Below are 17,552 nucleotides of genomic sequence, written 5' to 3' on the forward strand. Positions count from 1 at the left end.
ATGACTCGCATGGTTGCGAATTTGCTTAAAACTACCATTTTCTCAAGCCTTTTACTTGTGTTATCTGGCTCAGTTAATGCCTTACCCATGTTATATGATGTGCGCTATAACCCGATTTCTAATTCAGAAACAGAATTGCAGTTGGTGTTTGATGAGCAATTAAATTTGGAGCCCAAAGTCTCAGTGCTAAATGATCCTGCACGTTTAGAGTTGTTCTTCTCGGGCGCCGAGTTTGAAGAGAGCTTGCAGCAACTGAAGGTGAATAAAGCGGGGATTAAACAGATCCAAAGTACCATGGTTAAAGATGGGTTTATTGTTACTATCGAAATGGAACAACTGAAGCTTTATAAAACGGAAGTTAAAAATAACCTTGTATACCTGCAAATTTCTGAAAATCCAATTTATGGCGTTTCAGAGTCTTCAGAGGAAGGTGTAGGTCAGCTCACTCATCACATAAATCGTATTCAATCAATAGACTTCCGCCGCGGTGAAAAAGGCGAAGCTAAAGTATTAGTGTTTTTAGAAACCTCACAAGCTGCAATAGATGTGCAGGAGCGTGGTGGAAAGATCATTGCGGACTTCCATCATATCGATATTTTAGACGAGTTACTTTACGAATTAGATGTGGTTGATTTTGGTACTGTGGTCAGCAAAATCGAGACCTTTTCAGAAGGTAATAAAAGCCGCTTGGTGATTGAGCCAAACAGCGCGTTTGCGTTTAAGTATGAGCAATTAGACAATATCTTCACACTGACCATCGAAAAAGATAATAAGACTAAGAAGTTTGGTGAAGAAAAAGTATATCAAGGTGAGCCAATTACCTTAAATTTCCAAGATATTCCGATCCGCTCGGTTTTGCAGATCATTGCTGATACCAATAACTTTAATTTGGTAACCAGTGACTCCGTATCAGGGAACATCACTCTGCGTTTAGAGGGCACACCATGGGATCAAGCGCTAGATGTTGTACTGCGCGTTAAAGGATTAGATAAACGTACCGAAGGCTCAATTTTAATGGTCGCGCCTGCGGAGGAACTTGCAGCAAGGGAAGCGAAAGAGTTGCAAGCAATGCGTCAGGTGGAAGAGTTAGAGCCATTATATAGCGAGTATATGCAATTAAACTATGCCAAAGCGGAAGAGTTTGCAGACTTACTAAAAACAGAAATTAACAGCATTATCAGTAATCGTGGTAATGTCTCAGTGGATGTTAGAACCAATACTTTGATCATCAAAGATACTGCGAAAAGTATTGAAAATGTACGTCGTATGGTCGAAACATTGGATGTACCGGTTAAGCAAGTTCGCATTGAATCTCGTATGGTAACAGTGAGCGATAACGTTTCAGATGACCTAGGTATTCGTTGGGGCTTTAGTGATCAGCAAGGATCTGATGCAATCTCTGGTAAATTGTCGAGTGCTGACCAATTATCAGGCGGTGTTATTCCTGCCTTTACAGACCGTTTAAATGTCAATTTACCGGTCACTAACCCAGCTGGCAGCATTGGGGTTCATCTCGCTAAATTAGCGGATGGTACGCTAATTGACTTAGAGCTTTCTGCGTTAGAGCAAGAAAACAAAGGCGAAATTATCGCTACGCCAAGCATCACCACAGCTAACCAGAAAAAAGCACGTATTGAGCAAGGTACTGAGATCCCTTATGTTGAGGCAGCATCAAGTGGCGCAACTTCAGTAAGCTTCAAAAAAGCGGTGTTAAGTTTAGAGGTAACGCCGCAGATTACGCCTGATAATAAGATCATTCTGGATTTAATTATTACGCAAGATACCCGTGGTGATAATGTACAAACACCTAATGGCCCAGCTGTGGCGATTAATACTCAGCAAATAGAAACACAAGTATTGGTCGAAAATGGTCAAACCATCGTACTAGGTGGTATCTATCAGCAAGAGATCACCAGTGCCGTGACAAAAGTGCCTTTATTAGGTGATGTGCCTTACCTTGGTGCTTTATTTAGAAATACACGTCACATTAATGAAAAAAGAGAATTGCTGATATTCGTGACCCCAAAAATCATGTTAGACGGCCAGTAACAGAGCATTAATGATTAATATTGCGTGGTTTACGGTAAATTAAATGATTTGACTTGAAATTGCGCACGGATTACTGAGATAATCCCCTCCTTAATTTTTGGGGCCAGGTCGTGAGGCGGGGTTTATTTTCAAATTTTAGAGTTCGTTAGTACTAAATAGATATGGCTGAGAAACGTAATATATTTCTAGTAGGCCCAATGGGGGCTGGTAAAAGCACAATTGGTCGTCATTTGGCAGACCAATTACACCTTGAATTCTTCGACTCAGATCAAGAAATCGAACGTCGTACTGGCGCAGACATTGCGTGGGTGTTTGATCTTGAAGGTGAAGAAGGTTTCCGTCGTCGTGAAGAAGGCGTGATCTCTGATCTAACTGAGATGCAAGGTATTGTATTAGCTACTGGCGGTGGTTCAGTTATGAGCAAAGAAGTTCGTAACAAACTGTCAGCGCGTGGCATTGTTGTTTACCTAGAAACACCAATTGAAAAACAAGTTGCTCGCACTCAAAGAGATAAGCGTCGTCCACTTCTACAAACTGAAGAAGCACCGCGTGATGTACTAGAGCGCTTAGCTGAAGAGCGTGAGCCTTTATACCAGGAAGTTGCTGATTTTGTTGTTCGCACTGATGAGCAGAGCGCAAAAGTAGTAGCAAATCAAATTATTGAGAAGTTAGATTTCTAAATTATAAAAGGAGTAGCCGATGCTTGAACTTAATGTCGATTTAAACGAGCGTAGCTACCCCATTTATATTGGTGAAAACCTTCTCACCGACAGTGGGCGATTGTTATCACATATAGGTAAATGTCGCCCAGTGATCATCAGTAACGAAACTGTTGCTCCTCTATATTTAGACCCACTGTTAACTCAACTCAATGAGTTAGATCCTTTGCATTTTATTCTCCCTGATGGTGAGCAATTCAAAACTTTAGAGTGGTTTGAAAAAGTTTCAGCATTTTTACTTGAACACAATTGTGGTCGAGATACCTGTTTAATCGCGCTTGGCGGTGGGGTAATTGGGGACTTAACAGGCTTTGTGGCGGCGTGCTATCAACGCGGTGTACCATTCATTCAAATTCCAACGACTTTGCTATCACAAGTTGATTCTTCTGTAGGCGGTAAAACAGCAGTAAACCACCCGCTAGGTAAAAACATGATTGGGGCTTTTTATCAGCCTAAAGCTGTTTTTATCGACATCAACAGCTTGCAAACCCTACCAAGTAGGGAGTTTGCTGCAGGCATGGCTGAAGTTATCAAATATGGTTTAATTTACGACCTAGCACTTCTGAGCTTGTTAGAAGAGCAACATGAAGCGCTCAGTAATTTACAAAACCATGTATTGCAAAAAGTGATTTACCGTTGTTGTGAAATCAAAGCCGAAATCGTTTCTCAAGATGAGAAAGAGGCAGGCTTGAGAGCGCTTCTCAATTTAGGTCACACATTTGGCCATGCCATTGAAGCACAAATGGGATATGGTAACTGGTTACATGGTGAAGCGGTTGCTGCGGGTATGATGTTAGCAATGAAGCTTGCGCACATGCGAGGCTCTGTTAGTGAGTCTGACGTTTCTCGAGTTGAAGCGCTGATTGCAAGTTATAACTTACCAGTCCGTGCCCCAGAAACCATGACCAGTGAGCAGTTTATTGGTCATATGCGTAAAGATAAAAAGAACCAACAAGGCAAGATCAGATTCATTGTCCCTACACAACTAGGGCAATGTGCACTCGTTGATGATGTGTCTGATGAAGCCGTGAGTCAGCTAATAGGGCGCTAATGCAATCGCAAATATTGCCGAGTCGAGCTGCCTTGGTTGATAGAATTGCGATGCAATTCGAATATGGGCAAAATCTCATTGCTTTGGTTGGTCCTTCAGGGTTAGGAAAAAGCTATTTAGCAGAGACCTTAATCACTGAAAAGTATCCTGAATTTAATAAAGCCTATATTAAAGTAACGGCACAGATGAAAGATACTGAGTTGATGACTCAGTTACTGCAAAATAGCTTTAGAGCGCCGTTGGTCGATCAAACACAAACGCTTTCAGAAAACTTTTTTCAACTTTATCAAACACAACCTTGTGGCCCTTGTTTTTGGGTATTAGATGGTGCACGACATATTTCAGATGAAATCATTGAACAGTTGAGAATATTATCAGCAAAAAGCCCTGTTGAGCTGTTTATTTTGGTAACAGCACAAGCGCCTAGAATGTTGCCTAGTGCACTCGATATTCACTTAGAACGTTTGTCACTGTCTGAGTCTAAACAGCTGATGGCGATGTTCTTCAAAGACTTACCAATGGAAGAAGACCCTATTTTTCAGGCGTTTTTGCAAGAGTCACATGGCAACCCCGCGTTACTGCTGAATTGGCAGGCATCGCAACAGAGCCGGTTGAGAACACAGCAACCTAAAAAGCGCTATCGTTGGCATTTAATTGCTTTGACAGTATTGTTGGCTTTGTTGCTTGTCGCATTTATGTATCAAAAGCAAATTCAGTTCTATTTTAGTGACCAAGTGGATGATGCTGAGCCTCTCGCAACTGTGCTACCTGCAGAGCAGGTGTTAAATCTAGATAGTACCGAAACACAAACGGATAAGTCATTGCAGCAACAAGGCACTATAGCAGCTCAGCCTTCGATACAAACTAACGAAGCTCTGGATGAAGTGCCGAAAGAAATTTTAGTAGAGGCATCTAAAGGTTCAACTTCAGATACCGTCTCTGCAGTCTTAACCGCGCTTGAAACTCCAAGGCCAAGAAAAGGCGCTGAGGTTGTTAGGCCACAAAATAACTCACAGTCAGTTAAAGGCGTAGAAGCTGACACGGTTGCAGAGACTGTAACTTCAACAAGTATTGACGTTGAACAAGGTGTAGCCGACTCAGAATTGACAAGGTTGCCACTTAAATCAGAGCCTGTAAAAGAATCTGTGGAAGCAGAAAGTCGTGAATTGGATTTATCACCAACAGAATGGTTATTGACGCAAAACGACAGCGTATGGGCTATTCAGTTGCTTGCAGTGAAAGACAAAGCGATAGCAAATAGCTTTGTGTTAACACATGAGTTAAAAGACGTGTATGTCTATCAAACGGTGAGAAACAGTACGCCTTGGTGGGTTGTTATTCAAGCGCCGTTTGCAAATATTGATGAAGCAAGAAGTGCGCGTCAGCAACTGCCTAAAAATGTGCTGGCAGGGCAGCCTTTTTTTAAAAAATTCGAGCGTATCAAGCAGGAAATTCAGCTTGTTGCTCGGTAATTAGCGTGAATTAGTGTAGAATCGCCCAACTTTAAATGCATCACAACAAAAATGGTTTTTATGTCGCTATCTGTGGTTAAATATGACGTTACTTTATTTACAGTGTCGCATCGCTGTGAATGTTTTAAGCTGTCGTTTTTTACTAGTGACGCTGTGTATGCAAAGAATAAAAAGAATGTAAGGGTCTAAAGTGGCAAACGGCTCATCGGTCATTAATCGTCGTTCTCCATTGAAGTGGGCAGGCGGAAAAAAGCGGATAATAGAAGAAATTAAAGCGAATTTACCTTTAAAGGGTAAACAGCGTTTAATTGAACCTTTTGTCGGTGGTGGCTCTGTATTTTTAAATATTGATTTTGAAGAATATTTGCTACTTGATGTAAATAAAGACCTAATTAACCTATTTAATATTCTTAAAGACTCACCAAAAGAATTTATTCGTGAAGCCGAGTATTTGTTTATTGGTGATCATAACGAAGAAGCCCGTTATTATCAGCTGCGAGAAGAGTTTAACGATACCTTAGATCCATACAAGCGTTCATTATTGTTCATTTATCTTAATCGCCATGGTTACAACGGCTTATGTCGCTACAATCAAAAAGGTGGCTTTAATGTACCATTTGGTCGTTACAAACACCCTTATTACCCGCGAGAAGAGCTGCTGCAATTTGCCAATGTGGCCAAGCGCGCGACATTTGTATGTAATGATTTTGAACATGCTTTTAGTAAAGCGGATAAACACGACGTCGTCTATTGCGACCCACCTTATTCTCCGATAAATCGCACTTCAAGCTTTACGGCTTATGCGGGCAATAAATTTACGGATGAAGATCAAGCTCGTTTAGTAGAATGCGCAATGGCAGCTAAACAGCGAGGCGTATCAACACTTATTTCAAACCATTATGTTGATTTTACAAAACAGCTTTACCGAGGTGCTGATAAGATAACCACCCTACAAGTTCAGCGTAATATAAGTTGTAAAGGTAGTGTTCGTAGCAAGATTGAAGAAGTCATGGCGTTGTATAAAGCTTAAAACTTAGCGCAACGCTCAATTAAACAGAGTTACTTTTTGGGGCGCGAGATACTGGCGAACTCAAATTGTTACACACAGAACCTCATCTTCTCTCATCTAAAAAATATCATAGATTTAGCTAGTGATAATGCCTACCAGCCAAACAAGTAAAAGCACTAAAAAAAATACAAATACAATTGAAATCAGTGTGAATGAGATAAAGAGGTGTTTGTTTGAAAAGTCTTGATGACGCTTGTTTTGGCTCTGTACACCAAACATAGCTGCTAAAACACTTTGGATCATGCTTAGCAGCTGCATTTTAATTAAAAGTGCGAAGTGAAACTTTCAGTGTTACTTTCGGTTTCATCAGACCCTAAAAGTAACTCAAGTAAATCTAAATAATGAAACTGTGCACTGCTACTCTCGCCTGTTAACCAAGCGTACCAGCTTGTATGTGCTTCAAGTTTGCATTGTTCAAGCAAATTGCTATTAACTTGAATTGTATTTGTACTACATGAACATGTGCTACTGGCAACTTCTTCACTGTAATCAACAGAGTAAACTCCCGCTGATAATGTAACAACAGCTGTCACCGCAAGCATCCGTGTTTTAAGCCGACTAAACATGTGTAACTCCACCCAACAGTTATCTCAATATAATACACCGCTACTGTTCAGAAAACAAACATAGATAACGTAAAAATTTGTGCGTTAATCGCCATAAAGAGAAGTAATATGATTGGAGTTTTTAGTCTATTTTCCATGTAGGAAGGAGTAGAATAAAACTTGGGTACAAGGCATGAATTGCGGTAAAGTAACGCTGACAACCGATGTATCATTTAAAGAGAGTTTACCGTGCAAAAACAACCTCAATACCTTATTGCTCCTTCTATTTTATCTGCTGATTTCGCAAGACTCGGCGAAGACGTTGAGCGTGTCATAAAATCAGGCGCTGATGTCGTACATTTTGATGTGATGGACAATCATTATGTACCAAACCTTACATTTGGTCCTATGGTCTGTAAGGCATTACGTGATTATGGTATTGAGGCACCGATTGATGTGCATTTAATGGTAAAGCCGGTTGATGCGCTAATTCCAGAGTTTGCTAAAGCGGGCGCGAGTATCATCACTTTTCATCCAGAAACCAGCGAGCACATTGATAGAACCATTTCATTGATCAAAGAGCATGGCTGTCAGGCGGGTTTAGTATTTAACCCTGCCACTCCATTACATTATTTAGATTATGTGATGGATAAATTGGATGTCATTTTATTGATGTCAGTGAATCCAGGGTTTGGCGGGCAAAGCTTCATTCCTCAGACTTTAGACAAACTAAAACAAGTTCGTGAGCGTATTGACGCATCGGGTCGTAATATTCGTTTAGAAATCGACGGTGGTGTGAAAGTTGAAAATATCGCAGAAATTGCCGCTGCAGGCGCTGATATGTTTGTCGCTGGCTCAGCTATTTTTAATCAACCTGATTATGCGCAAGTCATTACGCAAATGCGTGAAGAGCTAGCGAAGGTTTCACGATGAAATACCAAGGTGTGCTATTTGATTTAGATGGCACTTTAGTCGACAGCGCCCAAGATATGTATATGGCGCTGAATTTAACCTTGACTGAAGTGGCGTTTCCAATCGTAAGTTATGCGCAAGTAACCACTTGGGTCGGTAATGGTATTGAAATGCTCGTGAAGCGAGCATTGAGTGGTGACATGGTAGTCAATCCTGAGTTACCTCCACATCTAGTCGTCGATGCGGTCGCGAGATTCAAAAATCATTACCAGCAACTTGCGGGTGATTATGTTGCGCTTTATCAACATGTTGAAACAGGCTTAGCAGCAACAGCGCATTTACCAAAAGCCATTGTGACTAATAAAGATCGCGTTTTTACCGAGCAACTTTTAGAAAAGTTAAACCTAACGTCACATTTTAAAGTATTAGTGTGTGGTGATGATGGTGAGAAAAAGCCGTCACCTTCGCCACTTTTAAAAGCCTGTGAGGCACTTAATATTTCGCCAGAAAAGGCAATCATGATTGGAGACTCAAAGAGCGATATTGTCGCGGCTAAAAACGCAGAAATTGATGTACTCGCGCTTACTTATGGTTACAATCAAGGATTCGACTTAAAAGAGCTTGAACCTGAGTACCTATGCGACGGGTTCTTAGATATAATCCCAATCATTAACCAGCAATAAATCAGTAAATTTAATAAAGGAACAACATGACTAAACCAGTAGTGTTAAGTGGCATTCAGCCAACCGGTGGTATGACGATAGGCAATTATGTAGGCGCCATAAACCAGTGGCTTAAGTTACAACAAGATCATGATTGTTTCTTTATGCTAGTTGATTTACACGCGATCACAGTTCGCCAAGATCCTAAAATGCTACGCGAGCGCGTGTTAGATGGCGTTGCATTGTACGCTGCTTGTGGTATTGACCCTGAGAAATCAGCATTATTTGTTCAGTCTCAAGTGCCTGAACATGCACAGTTGTCATGGGTACTTAACTGTTACGCGCAAATGGGCGAACTAAATCGCATGACGCAGTTTAAAGATAAGTCTTCAAAGCATTCAAACAATGTGAATGTAGGTCTATTCTCATACCCAGTGTTACAAGCTGCAGATATCTTATTATATCAAGCTGACCAAGTACCAGTCGGTGAAGATCAAAAGCAGCACCTTGAGTTAACTCGTGATATCGCAACACGCTTTAATAATTTATACGGTGATGTTTTTAAAGTACCAGAACCTTATATCCCTGAACTTGGCGCGCGCGTGATGAGCTTGCAAGATCCACTAAAGAAAATGTCTAAGTCGGATGAAAATCCAAATGCTTACATTATGCTGTTAGACGAGCCAAAGAAAATCGAGAAAAAGCTGAAAAAAGCCGTCACTGATTCAGATGAGCAAGCACGTATTTACTTTGACCGCGATGAAAAGCCGGGTGTATCAAACCTTCTAACTTTACTTTCAGTGGCGACTAAGCGCTCAGTAGAAGACTTAGTGCCAGAATATGCTGACAAAATGTATGGTCATTTGAAGAAAGATACTGCTGCGGCAGTGGTGAATATGATCGAACCAATTCAAGCGCGTTTCAAAGAAATTCGTGAAGATCAAACGCTTTTAGATAACATCATGCGTAATGGTGCTGAAAAAGCAGGTGCTCGCGCTGAGAAAACGCTAAAAGCGGTTTACGATGCGGTAGGTTTCATACCTCGTCCATAATTTGGTTTTATAATTTAGGCCAGGCTTTATCGCCTGGCTTTTTTATGGAAATTTCTATGTTATTAATGATCGATAATTACGACTCGTTTACCTATAACCTAGTGCAGTATTTCCAACGCTTAGATCAAGACGTTGTAGTAAAACGAAACGATGAGTTGAGTATTGCTGATATACGAGCGCTTAACCCTGAGCATATTGTGATCTCTCCCGGACCTTGTAGTCCCAATGAGGCGGGCATTTCTTTGTCTGTTGTTGAGCAATTAAAAGGGCAATTTCCAATACTGGGGATTTGCCTTGGTCACCAGACGATTGCACAAGCTCTGGGCGCACAAGTGATAAGAGCCAGAGAAGTGATGCATGGGAAAACGTCGCAAATTCGCCATATAAATAAAGGCGTGTTTCAAGGTTTACCAGATCCACTCACCGTATGTCGCTATCATTCTTTGATTGTTGCCAAAGAGCGTCTGCCTGAAGACCTTGAGATTACAGCATGGACAGAGAATGGCATGCAACAAGTGGATGAAATTATGGGCTTATGCCATACTGAAATGGCTTTAGAAGGTGTGCAATTTCATCCTGAAGCGATACTCACAGAACAAGGGTTAGCTTTATTAAATAATTTTATTCGCCGCTTTTCTAAGTAAAAGAAACGCTAAAATAGGAACATTAGAACGTTCAATGACTGACTTATCTCGGCAACTCAGGACTTCAATCGCACTCAATGAACGTGCGCATGATCTGTTTATTAGTCATAACTTTGCGCAGCAACAGTTAGGGTATATTCACACCCTAGATCTAAATTATGGTGAGAAAATACCACAACGTACTATGCTTGAGGTTGAGATTGCTGCCGCTGCAAAACGTAAAGAGAGCAGTACCAGTCACCATAAGTATATTGCGAAAGCCAGTAATCATCTGCACCAAATTATTGAGTCATCAATTCAAAAGCAAATAGATGATATTGATAATATCTATCATGAGATTGTTGGCATTCAGGATGCAGTACCGACTATTTTAGATCTTCTGGGTGTGAAGTCAGCGTCGGTTGGGCGTCTTGAGCCATTGGTTAATGAATTAACTTGGTTAGGCAGAGATCTGGTTTCCTTAGTTAACTTACCGCAATATCGTAAGCAAAGCTCAAAAGGTGTCACAGTCAAAGTTGACACGCCAGCATTGGCGCTGCGCTATTTAGGGCTTGAAAATCTACAAATGGTCATCCCGACTTTTGCAATGCGTCACTGGATGCCTCACGATACATCGCCATTTCCTTTATTAAAGCGCAAACTTCGTGATCATAGTATGACAACGGGAATTGCAGCAAAGCATTTAGCTGAATTGAACGGTGTCAAAGAGCAACATGCTTTTACGCTAGGTATGTTATTAGATGTAGGTAAAGTCGCTTTAACGCGCTTGTATCTAAGAACGTTTGAAAAGGTCTGGCAGGAAAAGGTGCGTATCGCTCGCGATAAAAACCATAAAGACCTTCACTCTGCACTTTTAGAGCTATCACCGGACCCACTCTTTTTAAGGGGGCTTTTGCTCAATCACTCAGCAAACCTCTCGGCTAAATTGATAGAAAAAATGGCGTTTAGGTATTTGCCATTTATGGCGCCGATGGAAGAGTTCGCTGCTAATTATTTACCTCAGTCGCATAGTCAGTCAGCCGATTATTTACCGCTTAGTCAGGTACTGCGAAAGGCACATGGTTATAGTTTGTATATGATCCTCAAAGACAATCAGTTTATCGAAAAGGATGAAGCAGCTCATTGGTTTGCTCACCTGGGGTTATCAAAAGAGGAACTCACTACGCTAGCAAAATGTAACTTTAATAGTTTACAGCTAACAATTTTGTAAAATTTAAGATTTTTTTTGCGACTATTCATTCAAGCCACTAATTAACTCGATTAGTGGCTTTTCCTTTTCTTAACAGTCAAATCTATCGAGTGCACCTAAATAGTTATTCACTCACTATGAAAAACTATCCCAAACCCTTGAATATCAAGGGCTCTATGAAAGTTTTAAATGAGACTTTAAGGTTTTTTTCTGAAATAATGGGTGAATGAAATTTGTGCCATACGGCTATTTTTAGCCGCGAACTAGCTACACTCAATACTAGTTTTAGTGCACCTAACTCAACTTTATGGGGATAGAAAATGACTATTAATCGTGAATTATTCGATCAGGTAATGGTACCTAATTATGCACCTTCAGCAGTTATTCCAGTTCGAGGCGAAGGTTCTCGCGTTTGGGATCAAGAAGGCCGCGAGTTTATCGACTTTGCAGGTGGTATCGCTGTTAACTGTTTAGGTCACTGTCACCCAGCATTAGTCAATGCGCTGAAAGAGCAAGGTGAAAAAATCTGGCACCTATCAAACGTAATGACAAACGAGCCTGCATTGCGTTTAGCGAAAAAATTAACAGACGCAACATTTGCAGAAAAAGTTTACTTTGCAAATTCAGGTGCAGAAGCGAACGAAGCAGCACTTAAATTAGCACGTCGTTTTGCGCTAGATAACTTCGGCGCTGAAAAATCACAAATCATCTCATTCAACAAAGGCTTCCATGGTCGTACTTTCTTCACAGTAACTGTGGGTGGTCAAGCTGCTTATTCTGATGGTTTCGGTCCTAAGCCGGGTGATATCGTACATTGTGACTATAACGATTTAGCGGCATTCGAAGCGCTAATTTCTGACAACACATGTGCTGTGATGATGGAACCACTACAGGGTGAAGGTGGTATCGTATCTCCAGAAGCTGATTTCGTGAAAGGTGTTCGCGAACTATGTACTAAGCACAATGCGCTGCTTATTTTTGATGAAGTACAAACAGGTGTTGGTCGTACTGGTGACCTATACGCTTACCAAGGTTTAGATGTTATTCCTGACATTCTAACAACTGCAAAAGCGCTAGGCGGTGGTTTCCCAATCGGTGCGATGATCACAACGACTGAAATCGCGAAGCACTTAAAGATTGGTACGCACGGTTCTACTTATGGTGGTAACCCATTAGCTTGTGCAGTTGCAGAAGCGGCATTCGATACGGTAAATGATGAAGCGGTATTAAACGGTGTTAAAGAGAAAGAAGCACTATTCCGCGAACTACTTACTGCAATTAATGACAAGTACAACGTATTCAGCGAAATTCGTGGTAAAGGTCTATTATTAGGTGGTGTTGTAAACGAAACATACAAAGGCCGCGCGAAAGAGTTTTTAGTAGCAGGTACTAAAGAAGGAGTGATGTCACTTGTGGCAGGCGCTGATGTTGTTCGCTTCACGCCATCATTGGTTATTCCTGAAGCGGATATCCGTGAAGGTATGGCTCGTTTCGAAAAAGCAGTTGCTGCAGTTGTAGCTGAAAACGCTTAATTCCTTGAGTGGCCAAGCTTGCTTGGCCTTGTCTACCGTCAAGTTAACTTTTTAGGAGTAAGCGGACTCATGATGATCCTTCGCCCAATCCAGCAAAGCGACTATCCAGCGCTTTTAAAAATTGCCCATGAATCAGGTCATGGCTTTACTTCATTACCTAATAATGAAGCGCTATTACAAAGCAAAATCGAACGCTCTGAAGCGTCTTTCAAAAAAGAAACGGATGTCCCTTTTGATGAAGGCTATTTGTTTGTTTTAGAAGACACAGAAACGGGCGAAGTAGTGGGTACCAGCGCGATTGAAGCGGCTGTTGGTTTAGATGATGCGTTTTATCATTACCATCTAAGTAAGGTGATCCACTCATCACGCACCTTAAATGTTTATAAAGCGGTTGATATTCTGACTCTGTGTAACGACTACACGGGTGCCACTGAGCTATGTACTTTGTTCTTGAAAGAAGGGCATCGTAGAGGCTTTAATGGCAAGCTATTGTCAAAGTCGCGTTTTATGTTTATTAAACAACATCAGCAGCGCTTTGCAGATACAGTTATCGCAGAAATGCGTGGTGTATCTGATGAAAATGGTCAAAGCCCATTCTGGCAATGGCTTGAAGAGCACTTCTTCTCAATGGATTTCCCAACGGCAGATTACCTAACAGGTATTGGTCAGAAGGTGTTCATTGCTGAGCTTATGCCAAAGTACCCAATTTATGTAAATCTGCTGAGTAAAGATGCACAAGAAGTGATTGGCCAAGTACATGACAACACGCGTCCTGCAATTGAGCTGCTTAAGAGCGAAGGTTTTACCTTTAACGGCTATGTAGATATTTTTGACGCAGGTCCAACAGTTGAAGCAAAAGTAGATAACATTCGTACTGTACGTTCATCAAGCTTTAAAACAGTGTCAATTGGTGATAACCCAGGTGGTTCGCCTGTGATGATTGCAAATGATAAACTGGAAGGGTATCGTGCAACCGTTGCTGAGCTTCAGATTGATGACAATTCTGATAACGTCATTATCTCAGCAGAGTTGGCAAACGCATTGAATTTAGTGGATGGTGACAAAGTCAGCATCGCAACTATATAAAAATAGAGATTTATTATGACAACACATGCCGCACAATTTATTAATGGTGAATGGTTAGCAGGTCAAGGTGAGGCATTCTCATCACTGAACCCAGCAAACAACGAAGTTATTTGGCAAGCAAACTCAGCAACGGCTGAGCAAGTTGATTCAGCTGTAAAGTCAGCGCGTGAAGCTTTTTATAGCTGGAGCGACATGGCATTTGAAGCGCGTTTAGAGGTTGTTAAACGTTTTGCTGAGCAGTTAAAAGAAAACAGTGAAGAGCTGGCAATTGCGATTGCGAAAGAAACCGGTAAGCCACTATGGGAAACGCGTACTGAAGCGGGTGCTATGGTTGGTAAAATTGCCATTTCAGAAAAAGCATACCATGAGCGTACAGGTGTGGTTGAAAACGCAATGCCAGTTGGCCGCGCGGTTATTCGCCACAAAGCACATGGTGTTGTAGCTGTATTTGGCCCATATAACTTCCCTGGTCACTTACCAAATGGTCACATCGTGCCTGCATTGTTAGCGGGTAACACGGTTATCTTTAAGCCATCAGAACTAACACCTTATGTTGCTGAGCTTACACTTAAACTTTGGGAAAAAGCAGGCCTTCCAGCAGGCGTGATCAACCTAGTACAAGGTGAAGTAGAAACAGGTAAAGCACTTGCTTCTCACCGTGGTATCGATGGCTTGTTCTTTACGGGCTCTTCTCGTACAGGTCATATCCTTCATGAGCAGTTTGCTGGTCAGCCAGGTAAAATTCTTGCGCTAGAAATGGGTGGTAATAACCCATTAATCGTAAAAGATGCGTCTGATACGAAAGCGGTTGTTCACGACATTATTCAATCTGCATTTATCTCAAGCGGTCAACGTTGTACTTGTGCGCGTAAGTTATTCTTACCTGCAGGCGAGCAAGGTGATGCGATCCTTGAGCACCTAGTACGTGCAACAAAAGCAATCAAAGTCGGTAACTTTGATGATGAAGATCAGCCATTCATGGGTTCAATGATCTCAAATCAAGCGGCAGCAGGTATGGTTGCAGCACAACAGCAACTAATTGATTTAGGTGCTGAAGTTATCATCGAGCTTACACATAAAGAAGGCACAGGCTTTGTAACTCCAGGTATCCTTGAGTGTTCAAATGTCACTGAATTCCCAGATGATGAGCACTTCGGTCCATTATTAAAAGTATTCCGTTACACAGACTTTGATGCAGCAATCGAAAAAGCAAACGATACAAGCTTTGGTCTTTCTGCTGGTCTATTAAGTGACAATGCTGAAGATTACGACCACTTCTTACGTCGTATTCGTGCTGGTATTGTAAACTTTAACCGTCCTATCACAGGTGCATCAAGTGCAGCACCGTTTGGTGGTATTGGCGCATCAGGTAACCACAGAGCAAGTGCATACTATGCAGCAGATTACTGTGCTTACCCAGTAGCGTCTGTTGAGTTAGAAAAGGTGACATTGCCAGGTGCATTAAGCCCAGGCTTATCAATCGACTAATTCACAGTTTCTATCTATTTAGGTAGAATAAAAGTATTAAAAAAAGCAGCTTAGGCTGCTTTTTTTTCATCCGTTAGCTGTAAAAGTAGCAATGCATGTGAGTTTCTGCTTAAATCAATAGGAGATGCTTTGAGAGTTTCAGGTGGACAAACTATGGTATTAGATAAACAGGGCTATGATGAGTTAGTAATGTACTTAACCCACAATTTAACCTTGTTTGAAAAGCCTGGTGAGATTGAACCAGGTGCACCAAGGGTGATGGAGTTAATTGAAGATGTCATCGCTGAGTATGTAATTAAAATCTGTGAGCAAAACACAGAATTATCAACTGAGCAACGCAGCTTAATTGTCCGAGAGGTAGATGGTATCGTCTATGACTTGCAAGAAGTGCTGTCTAGCGTGACCGAGCAACGAGTGACCAAAGAGCAACGAGAGTTTATTGAAGAGTTTGCAGGTTTGGTTAAAAACCTTTTCGACGCCGCGATCTAAAATAATTGCAGTCTCAAACAGTTTATAGCATTTTATAACACCGCCGCTTTCAGGCGGTGTTTGTATTTATAGAGGTTAAAAATGGAAGCAAATATTAAGTGGGTTGATGGCGATACCTTTATTGGCCGATCACAGTCTGGTCATAATGTGGTATTTGATACAGGCGCTAATGGTGCTGCCCCAAGCCCAATGGAAATGGTGTTAATGTCAACAGGCTGTTGTTCATCGGTAGATGTGGTAAGTATTCTAAAAAAAGCAAAACAACAGGTTGAGAATGTTGAAGTCAAGTTGACCGCAGAGCGAGCAGAAAGCGCGCCTAGAGTATTTACCAAAATGAATCTACACTTTGTAGTTACTGGTAAAGATGTCTCTGAAAAGCACCTTGCACGCGCTGTTCAGCTGTCTGCTGAGAAGTACTGTTCTGTGGCCTTAATGCTTGATAAAACAGTAGAAATTACTCACAGTCATGAGGTTATTGAAAGCGTTGCAAAATAACGCTTTTTCAGTGCGGATTTTTCGTATAAAATCCGCCCTCTTTGAGTTCTGCGTTGCAGATTTATTGTTTAAAGGTTGAGTATAGTGAACAAGCCCTTTGATAAAATTAAGCTCCACGGCTTTAATAACTTAACGAAAAGTTTAAGCTTTAGTATCTATGACATTTGTTACGCTAAAACGGAGCAACAGCGTAAAGAATATTTAGAATACATTGATGAGCAATATAGCGCTGATCGCCTAACGGATATTCTAAAAGAAGTTGTCGATATCATTGGTGCAAATGTGCTGAACATTGCTCGCCAAGACTATGATCCGCAAGGTGCAAGTGTAACTATCTTGGTGTCTGAAGAGCCGGTAGAGCAGCAGACATTTGATAGTAACGAAACACCAGGACCACTTCCTGAGTCAGTGGTTGCACATTTAGATAAGAGTCACATCTGTGTTCACACTTATCCTGAAGCGCACCCTAATGATGGTATTTGTACATTCCGTGCAGATATCGAAGTATCAACCTGTGGCGTAATCTCTCCACTTAAAGCGTTGAACTTCTTAATTCACTCTTTAGAGTCGGATGTGGTGACAATCGATTACCGTGTACGTGGCTTTACGCGTGATATTACAGGGGTAAAACACTACATAGATCATGCAATTCACTCAATCCAGAATTACATGACAGAAGATACTAAAGAAGCGTATCACATGGTGGATGTGAATGTTTTCCAAGAAAACTTATTCCACACTAAAATGATGTTAAAAGAGACGGATCTGAATACTTATCTATTCGGCTTAAGTACTGATGATTTAAGTGCAGAAGAAGAAAAAGAAATCCGCGCGAAAGTAGAGCGTGAGATCCAAGAAGTCTTCTATGGCCGTAACCTGCCAGAGTTAAGCTAGTTTCTCATAAAAAAGAAAAGCGCACATTTTCCAATGTGCGCTTTTTTTATGTCTCAATCTTAGAGATAAAAAACACCCTGTACTCTATGTTATACCAATTCACTTAAATAGCTGATCATCCTAGCGTGCTAAATATCATGCTAACTGCGTTAGAATTTATCAATGTAGAACAACTACATAAGAAAAATTCCGCCTTGTTACCAT

General features: G+C 41.2%; 18 protein-coding genes. 16 read left to right on the top strand and 2 right to left on the bottom strand.

Annotation, left to right across the window (positions count from 1 at the left end):
- The 5 genes from pilQ to AAEU28_RS18115 all read left to right on the top strand — a co-directional run bounded on the left by pilQ (position 1) and on the right by AAEU28_RS18115 (position 6,321).
- A complete protein-coding gene (gene pilQ / locus AAEU28_RS18095; protein WP_421965360.1) occupies positions 1 to 2,049 on the top strand; it encodes a type IV pilus secretin PilQ in 2,049 nt (682 codons plus the stop codon).
- Positions 2,050 to 2,210: 161 nt separating this feature from the next.
- Positions 2,211 to 2,729 carry a shikimate kinase AroK gene (gene aroK, locus AAEU28_RS18100; protein WP_138478285.1) on the top strand — a complete coding sequence of 173 codons (519 nt, stop codon included), beginning with the start codon at positions 2,211 to 2,213 and terminating at the stop codon, positions 2,727 to 2,729.
- 19 nt (positions 2,730 to 2,748) lie between these two features.
- Complete coding sequence (gene aroB / locus AAEU28_RS18105; protein WP_421965361.1) at positions 2,749 to 3,819, top strand: 3-dehydroquinate synthase; 1,071 nt, start codon at positions 2,749 to 2,751, stop codon at positions 3,817 to 3,819.
- Positions 3,819 to 5,291, top strand: a complete 1,473-nt coding sequence (locus AAEU28_RS18110) for an AAA family ATPase (RefSeq protein WP_421965362.1) — start codon at positions 3,819 to 3,821, stop codon at positions 5,289 to 5,291. The genes aroB and AAEU28_RS18110 overlap by 1 nt, the downstream gene beginning before the upstream one ends.
- 190 nt (positions 5,292 to 5,481) lie before the next feature.
- Entirely contained in the window at positions 5,482 to 6,321 is an 840-nt protein-coding gene (locus AAEU28_RS18115) for a Dam family site-specific DNA-(adenine-N6)-methyltransferase (RefSeq protein ID WP_421965363.1), read from the top strand.
- 114 nt (positions 6,322 to 6,435) lie between these two features.
- Here AAEU28_RS18115 and AAEU28_RS18120 read toward each other — a convergent pair whose 3' ends face one another.
- Together AAEU28_RS18120 and AAEU28_RS18125 are read right to left on the bottom strand one after the other, a co-directional pair.
- Positions 6,436 to 6,603, bottom strand: coding sequence for a DUF2970 domain-containing protein (locus AAEU28_RS18120; protein WP_421965364.1), 168 nt, complete (start codon positions 6,601 to 6,603; stop codon positions 6,436 to 6,438).
- A 20-nt stretch (positions 6,604 to 6,623) separates the two neighbouring features.
- A complete protein-coding gene (locus tag AAEU28_RS18125; protein WP_421965365.1) occupies positions 6,624 to 6,926 on the bottom strand; it encodes a hypothetical protein in 303 nt (100 codons plus the stop codon).
- Positions 6,927 to 7,154: 228 nt separating this feature from the next.
- Here AAEU28_RS18125 and rpe point away from each other — a divergent pair, with 228 nt between their 5' ends.
- From rpe to speD, 11 genes are all read left to right on the top strand, one after another.
- Positions 7,155 to 7,838, top strand: coding sequence for a ribulose-phosphate 3-epimerase (rpe, locus tag AAEU28_RS18130; protein ID WP_421965366.1), 684 nt, complete (start codon positions 7,155 to 7,157; stop codon positions 7,836 to 7,838).
- Positions 7,835 to 8,500: an HAD family hydrolase gene (locus tag AAEU28_RS18135; RefSeq protein WP_421965367.1), complete on the top strand. Its 666-nt coding sequence runs from the start codon at positions 7,835 to 7,837 to the stop codon at positions 8,498 to 8,500. The genes rpe and AAEU28_RS18135 overlap by 4 nt, the downstream gene beginning before the upstream one ends.
- Before the next feature lie 26 nt (positions 8,501 to 8,526).
- Positions 8,527 to 9,531 (top strand): tryptophan--tRNA ligase, encoded by a 1,005-nt coding sequence (gene trpS, locus AAEU28_RS18140; RefSeq protein WP_058031127.1) that lies wholly within the window; start codon positions 8,527 to 8,529, stop codon positions 9,529 to 9,531.
- Between the two features lie 56 nt (positions 9,532 to 9,587).
- On the top strand, positions 9,588 to 10,175 hold the full coding sequence (locus AAEU28_RS18145; protein ID WP_138478303.1) for an anthranilate synthase component II: 588 nt from the start codon (positions 9,588 to 9,590) through the stop codon (positions 10,173 to 10,175).
- A gap of 34 nt (positions 10,176 to 10,209) precedes the next feature.
- A complete protein-coding gene (locus tag AAEU28_RS18150; protein ID WP_421965368.1) occupies positions 10,210 to 11,385 on the top strand; it encodes an HDOD domain-containing protein in 1,176 nt (391 codons plus the stop codon).
- Between the two features lie 299 nt (positions 11,386 to 11,684).
- On the top strand, positions 11,685 to 12,896 hold the full coding sequence (locus AAEU28_RS18155; RefSeq protein WP_421965369.1) for an aspartate aminotransferase family protein: 1,212 nt from the start codon (positions 11,685 to 11,687) through the stop codon (positions 12,894 to 12,896).
- Positions 12,897 to 12,965: 69 nt separating this feature from the next.
- Positions 12,966 to 13,982, top strand: a complete 1,017-nt coding sequence (gene astA / locus AAEU28_RS18160; protein ID WP_421965370.1) for an arginine N-succinyltransferase — start codon at positions 12,966 to 12,968, stop codon at positions 13,980 to 13,982.
- A gap of 15 nt (positions 13,983 to 13,997) precedes the next feature.
- A complete protein-coding gene (gene astD, locus AAEU28_RS18165) occupies positions 13,998 to 15,470 on the top strand; it encodes a succinylglutamate-semialdehyde dehydrogenase (protein WP_421965371.1) in 1,473 nt (490 codons plus the stop codon).
- A 153-nt stretch (positions 15,471 to 15,623) separates the two neighbouring features.
- Positions 15,624 to 15,959, top strand: a complete 336-nt coding sequence (locus AAEU28_RS18170) for a DUF3802 family protein (protein ID WP_058031121.1) — start codon at positions 15,624 to 15,626, stop codon at positions 15,957 to 15,959.
- Between the two features lie 81 nt (positions 15,960 to 16,040).
- The gene (locus AAEU28_RS18175; RefSeq protein WP_421965372.1) at positions 16,041 to 16,454 is read left to right on the top strand and encodes an OsmC family protein; all 414 of its coding nucleotides are present in this window, start codon (positions 16,041 to 16,043) and stop codon (positions 16,452 to 16,454) included.
- 84 nt (positions 16,455 to 16,538) lie between these two features.
- Positions 16,539 to 17,348, top strand: a complete 810-nt coding sequence (speD, locus tag AAEU28_RS18180) for an adenosylmethionine decarboxylase (RefSeq protein ID WP_421965373.1) — start codon at positions 16,539 to 16,541, stop codon at positions 17,346 to 17,348.
- Positions 17,349 to 17,552 lie beyond the last annotated feature (204 nt).

The organism is Pseudoalteromonas sp. SS15 (genome assembly GCF_049257195.1).
Lineage (GTDB): Bacteria > Pseudomonadota > Gammaproteobacteria > Enterobacterales > Alteromonadaceae > Pseudoalteromonas.

Coding starts and splice junctions, on each gene's coding strand:
- pilQ (WP_421965360.1), top strand. CDS start 1: ATGACTCGCATGGTTGCGAATTTGCTTAAAACTACCATTTTCTCAAGC.
- aroK (WP_138478285.1), top strand. CDS start 2,211: ATGGCTGAGAAACGTAATATATTTCTAGTAGGCCCAATGGGGGCTGGT.
- aroB (WP_421965361.1), top strand. CDS start 2,749: ATGCTTGAACTTAATGTCGATTTAAACGAGCGTAGCTACCCCATTTAT.
- AAEU28_RS18110 (WP_421965362.1), top strand. CDS start 3,819: ATGCAATCGCAAATATTGCCGAGTCGAGCTGCCTTGGTTGATAGAATT.
- AAEU28_RS18120 (WP_421965364.1), bottom strand. CDS start 6,603: ATGATCCAAAGTGTTTTAGCAGCTATGTTTGGTGTACAGAGCCAAAAC.
- AAEU28_RS18125 (WP_421965365.1), bottom strand. CDS start 6,926: ATGTTTAGTCGGCTTAAAACACGGATGCTTGCGGTGACAGCTGTTGTT.
- AAEU28_RS18135 (WP_421965367.1), top strand. CDS start 7,835: ATGAAATACCAAGGTGTGCTATTTGATTTAGATGGCACTTTAGTCGAC.
- trpS (WP_058031127.1), top strand. CDS start 8,527: ATGACTAAACCAGTAGTGTTAAGTGGCATTCAGCCAACCGGTGGTATG.
- AAEU28_RS18145 (WP_138478303.1), top strand. CDS start 9,588: ATGTTATTAATGATCGATAATTACGACTCGTTTACCTATAACCTAGTG.
- AAEU28_RS18150 (WP_421965368.1), top strand. CDS start 10,210: ATGACTGACTTATCTCGGCAACTCAGGACTTCAATCGCACTCAATGAA.
- AAEU28_RS18155 (WP_421965369.1), top strand. CDS start 11,685: ATGACTATTAATCGTGAATTATTCGATCAGGTAATGGTACCTAATTAT.
- astA (WP_421965370.1), top strand. CDS start 12,966: ATGATGATCCTTCGCCCAATCCAGCAAAGCGACTATCCAGCGCTTTTA.
- astD (WP_421965371.1), top strand. CDS start 13,998: ATGACAACACATGCCGCACAATTTATTAATGGTGAATGGTTAGCAGGT.
- AAEU28_RS18170 (WP_058031121.1), top strand. CDS start 15,624: ATGGTATTAGATAAACAGGGCTATGATGAGTTAGTAATGTACTTAACC.
- AAEU28_RS18175 (WP_421965372.1), top strand. CDS start 16,041: ATGGAAGCAAATATTAAGTGGGTTGATGGCGATACCTTTATTGGCCGA.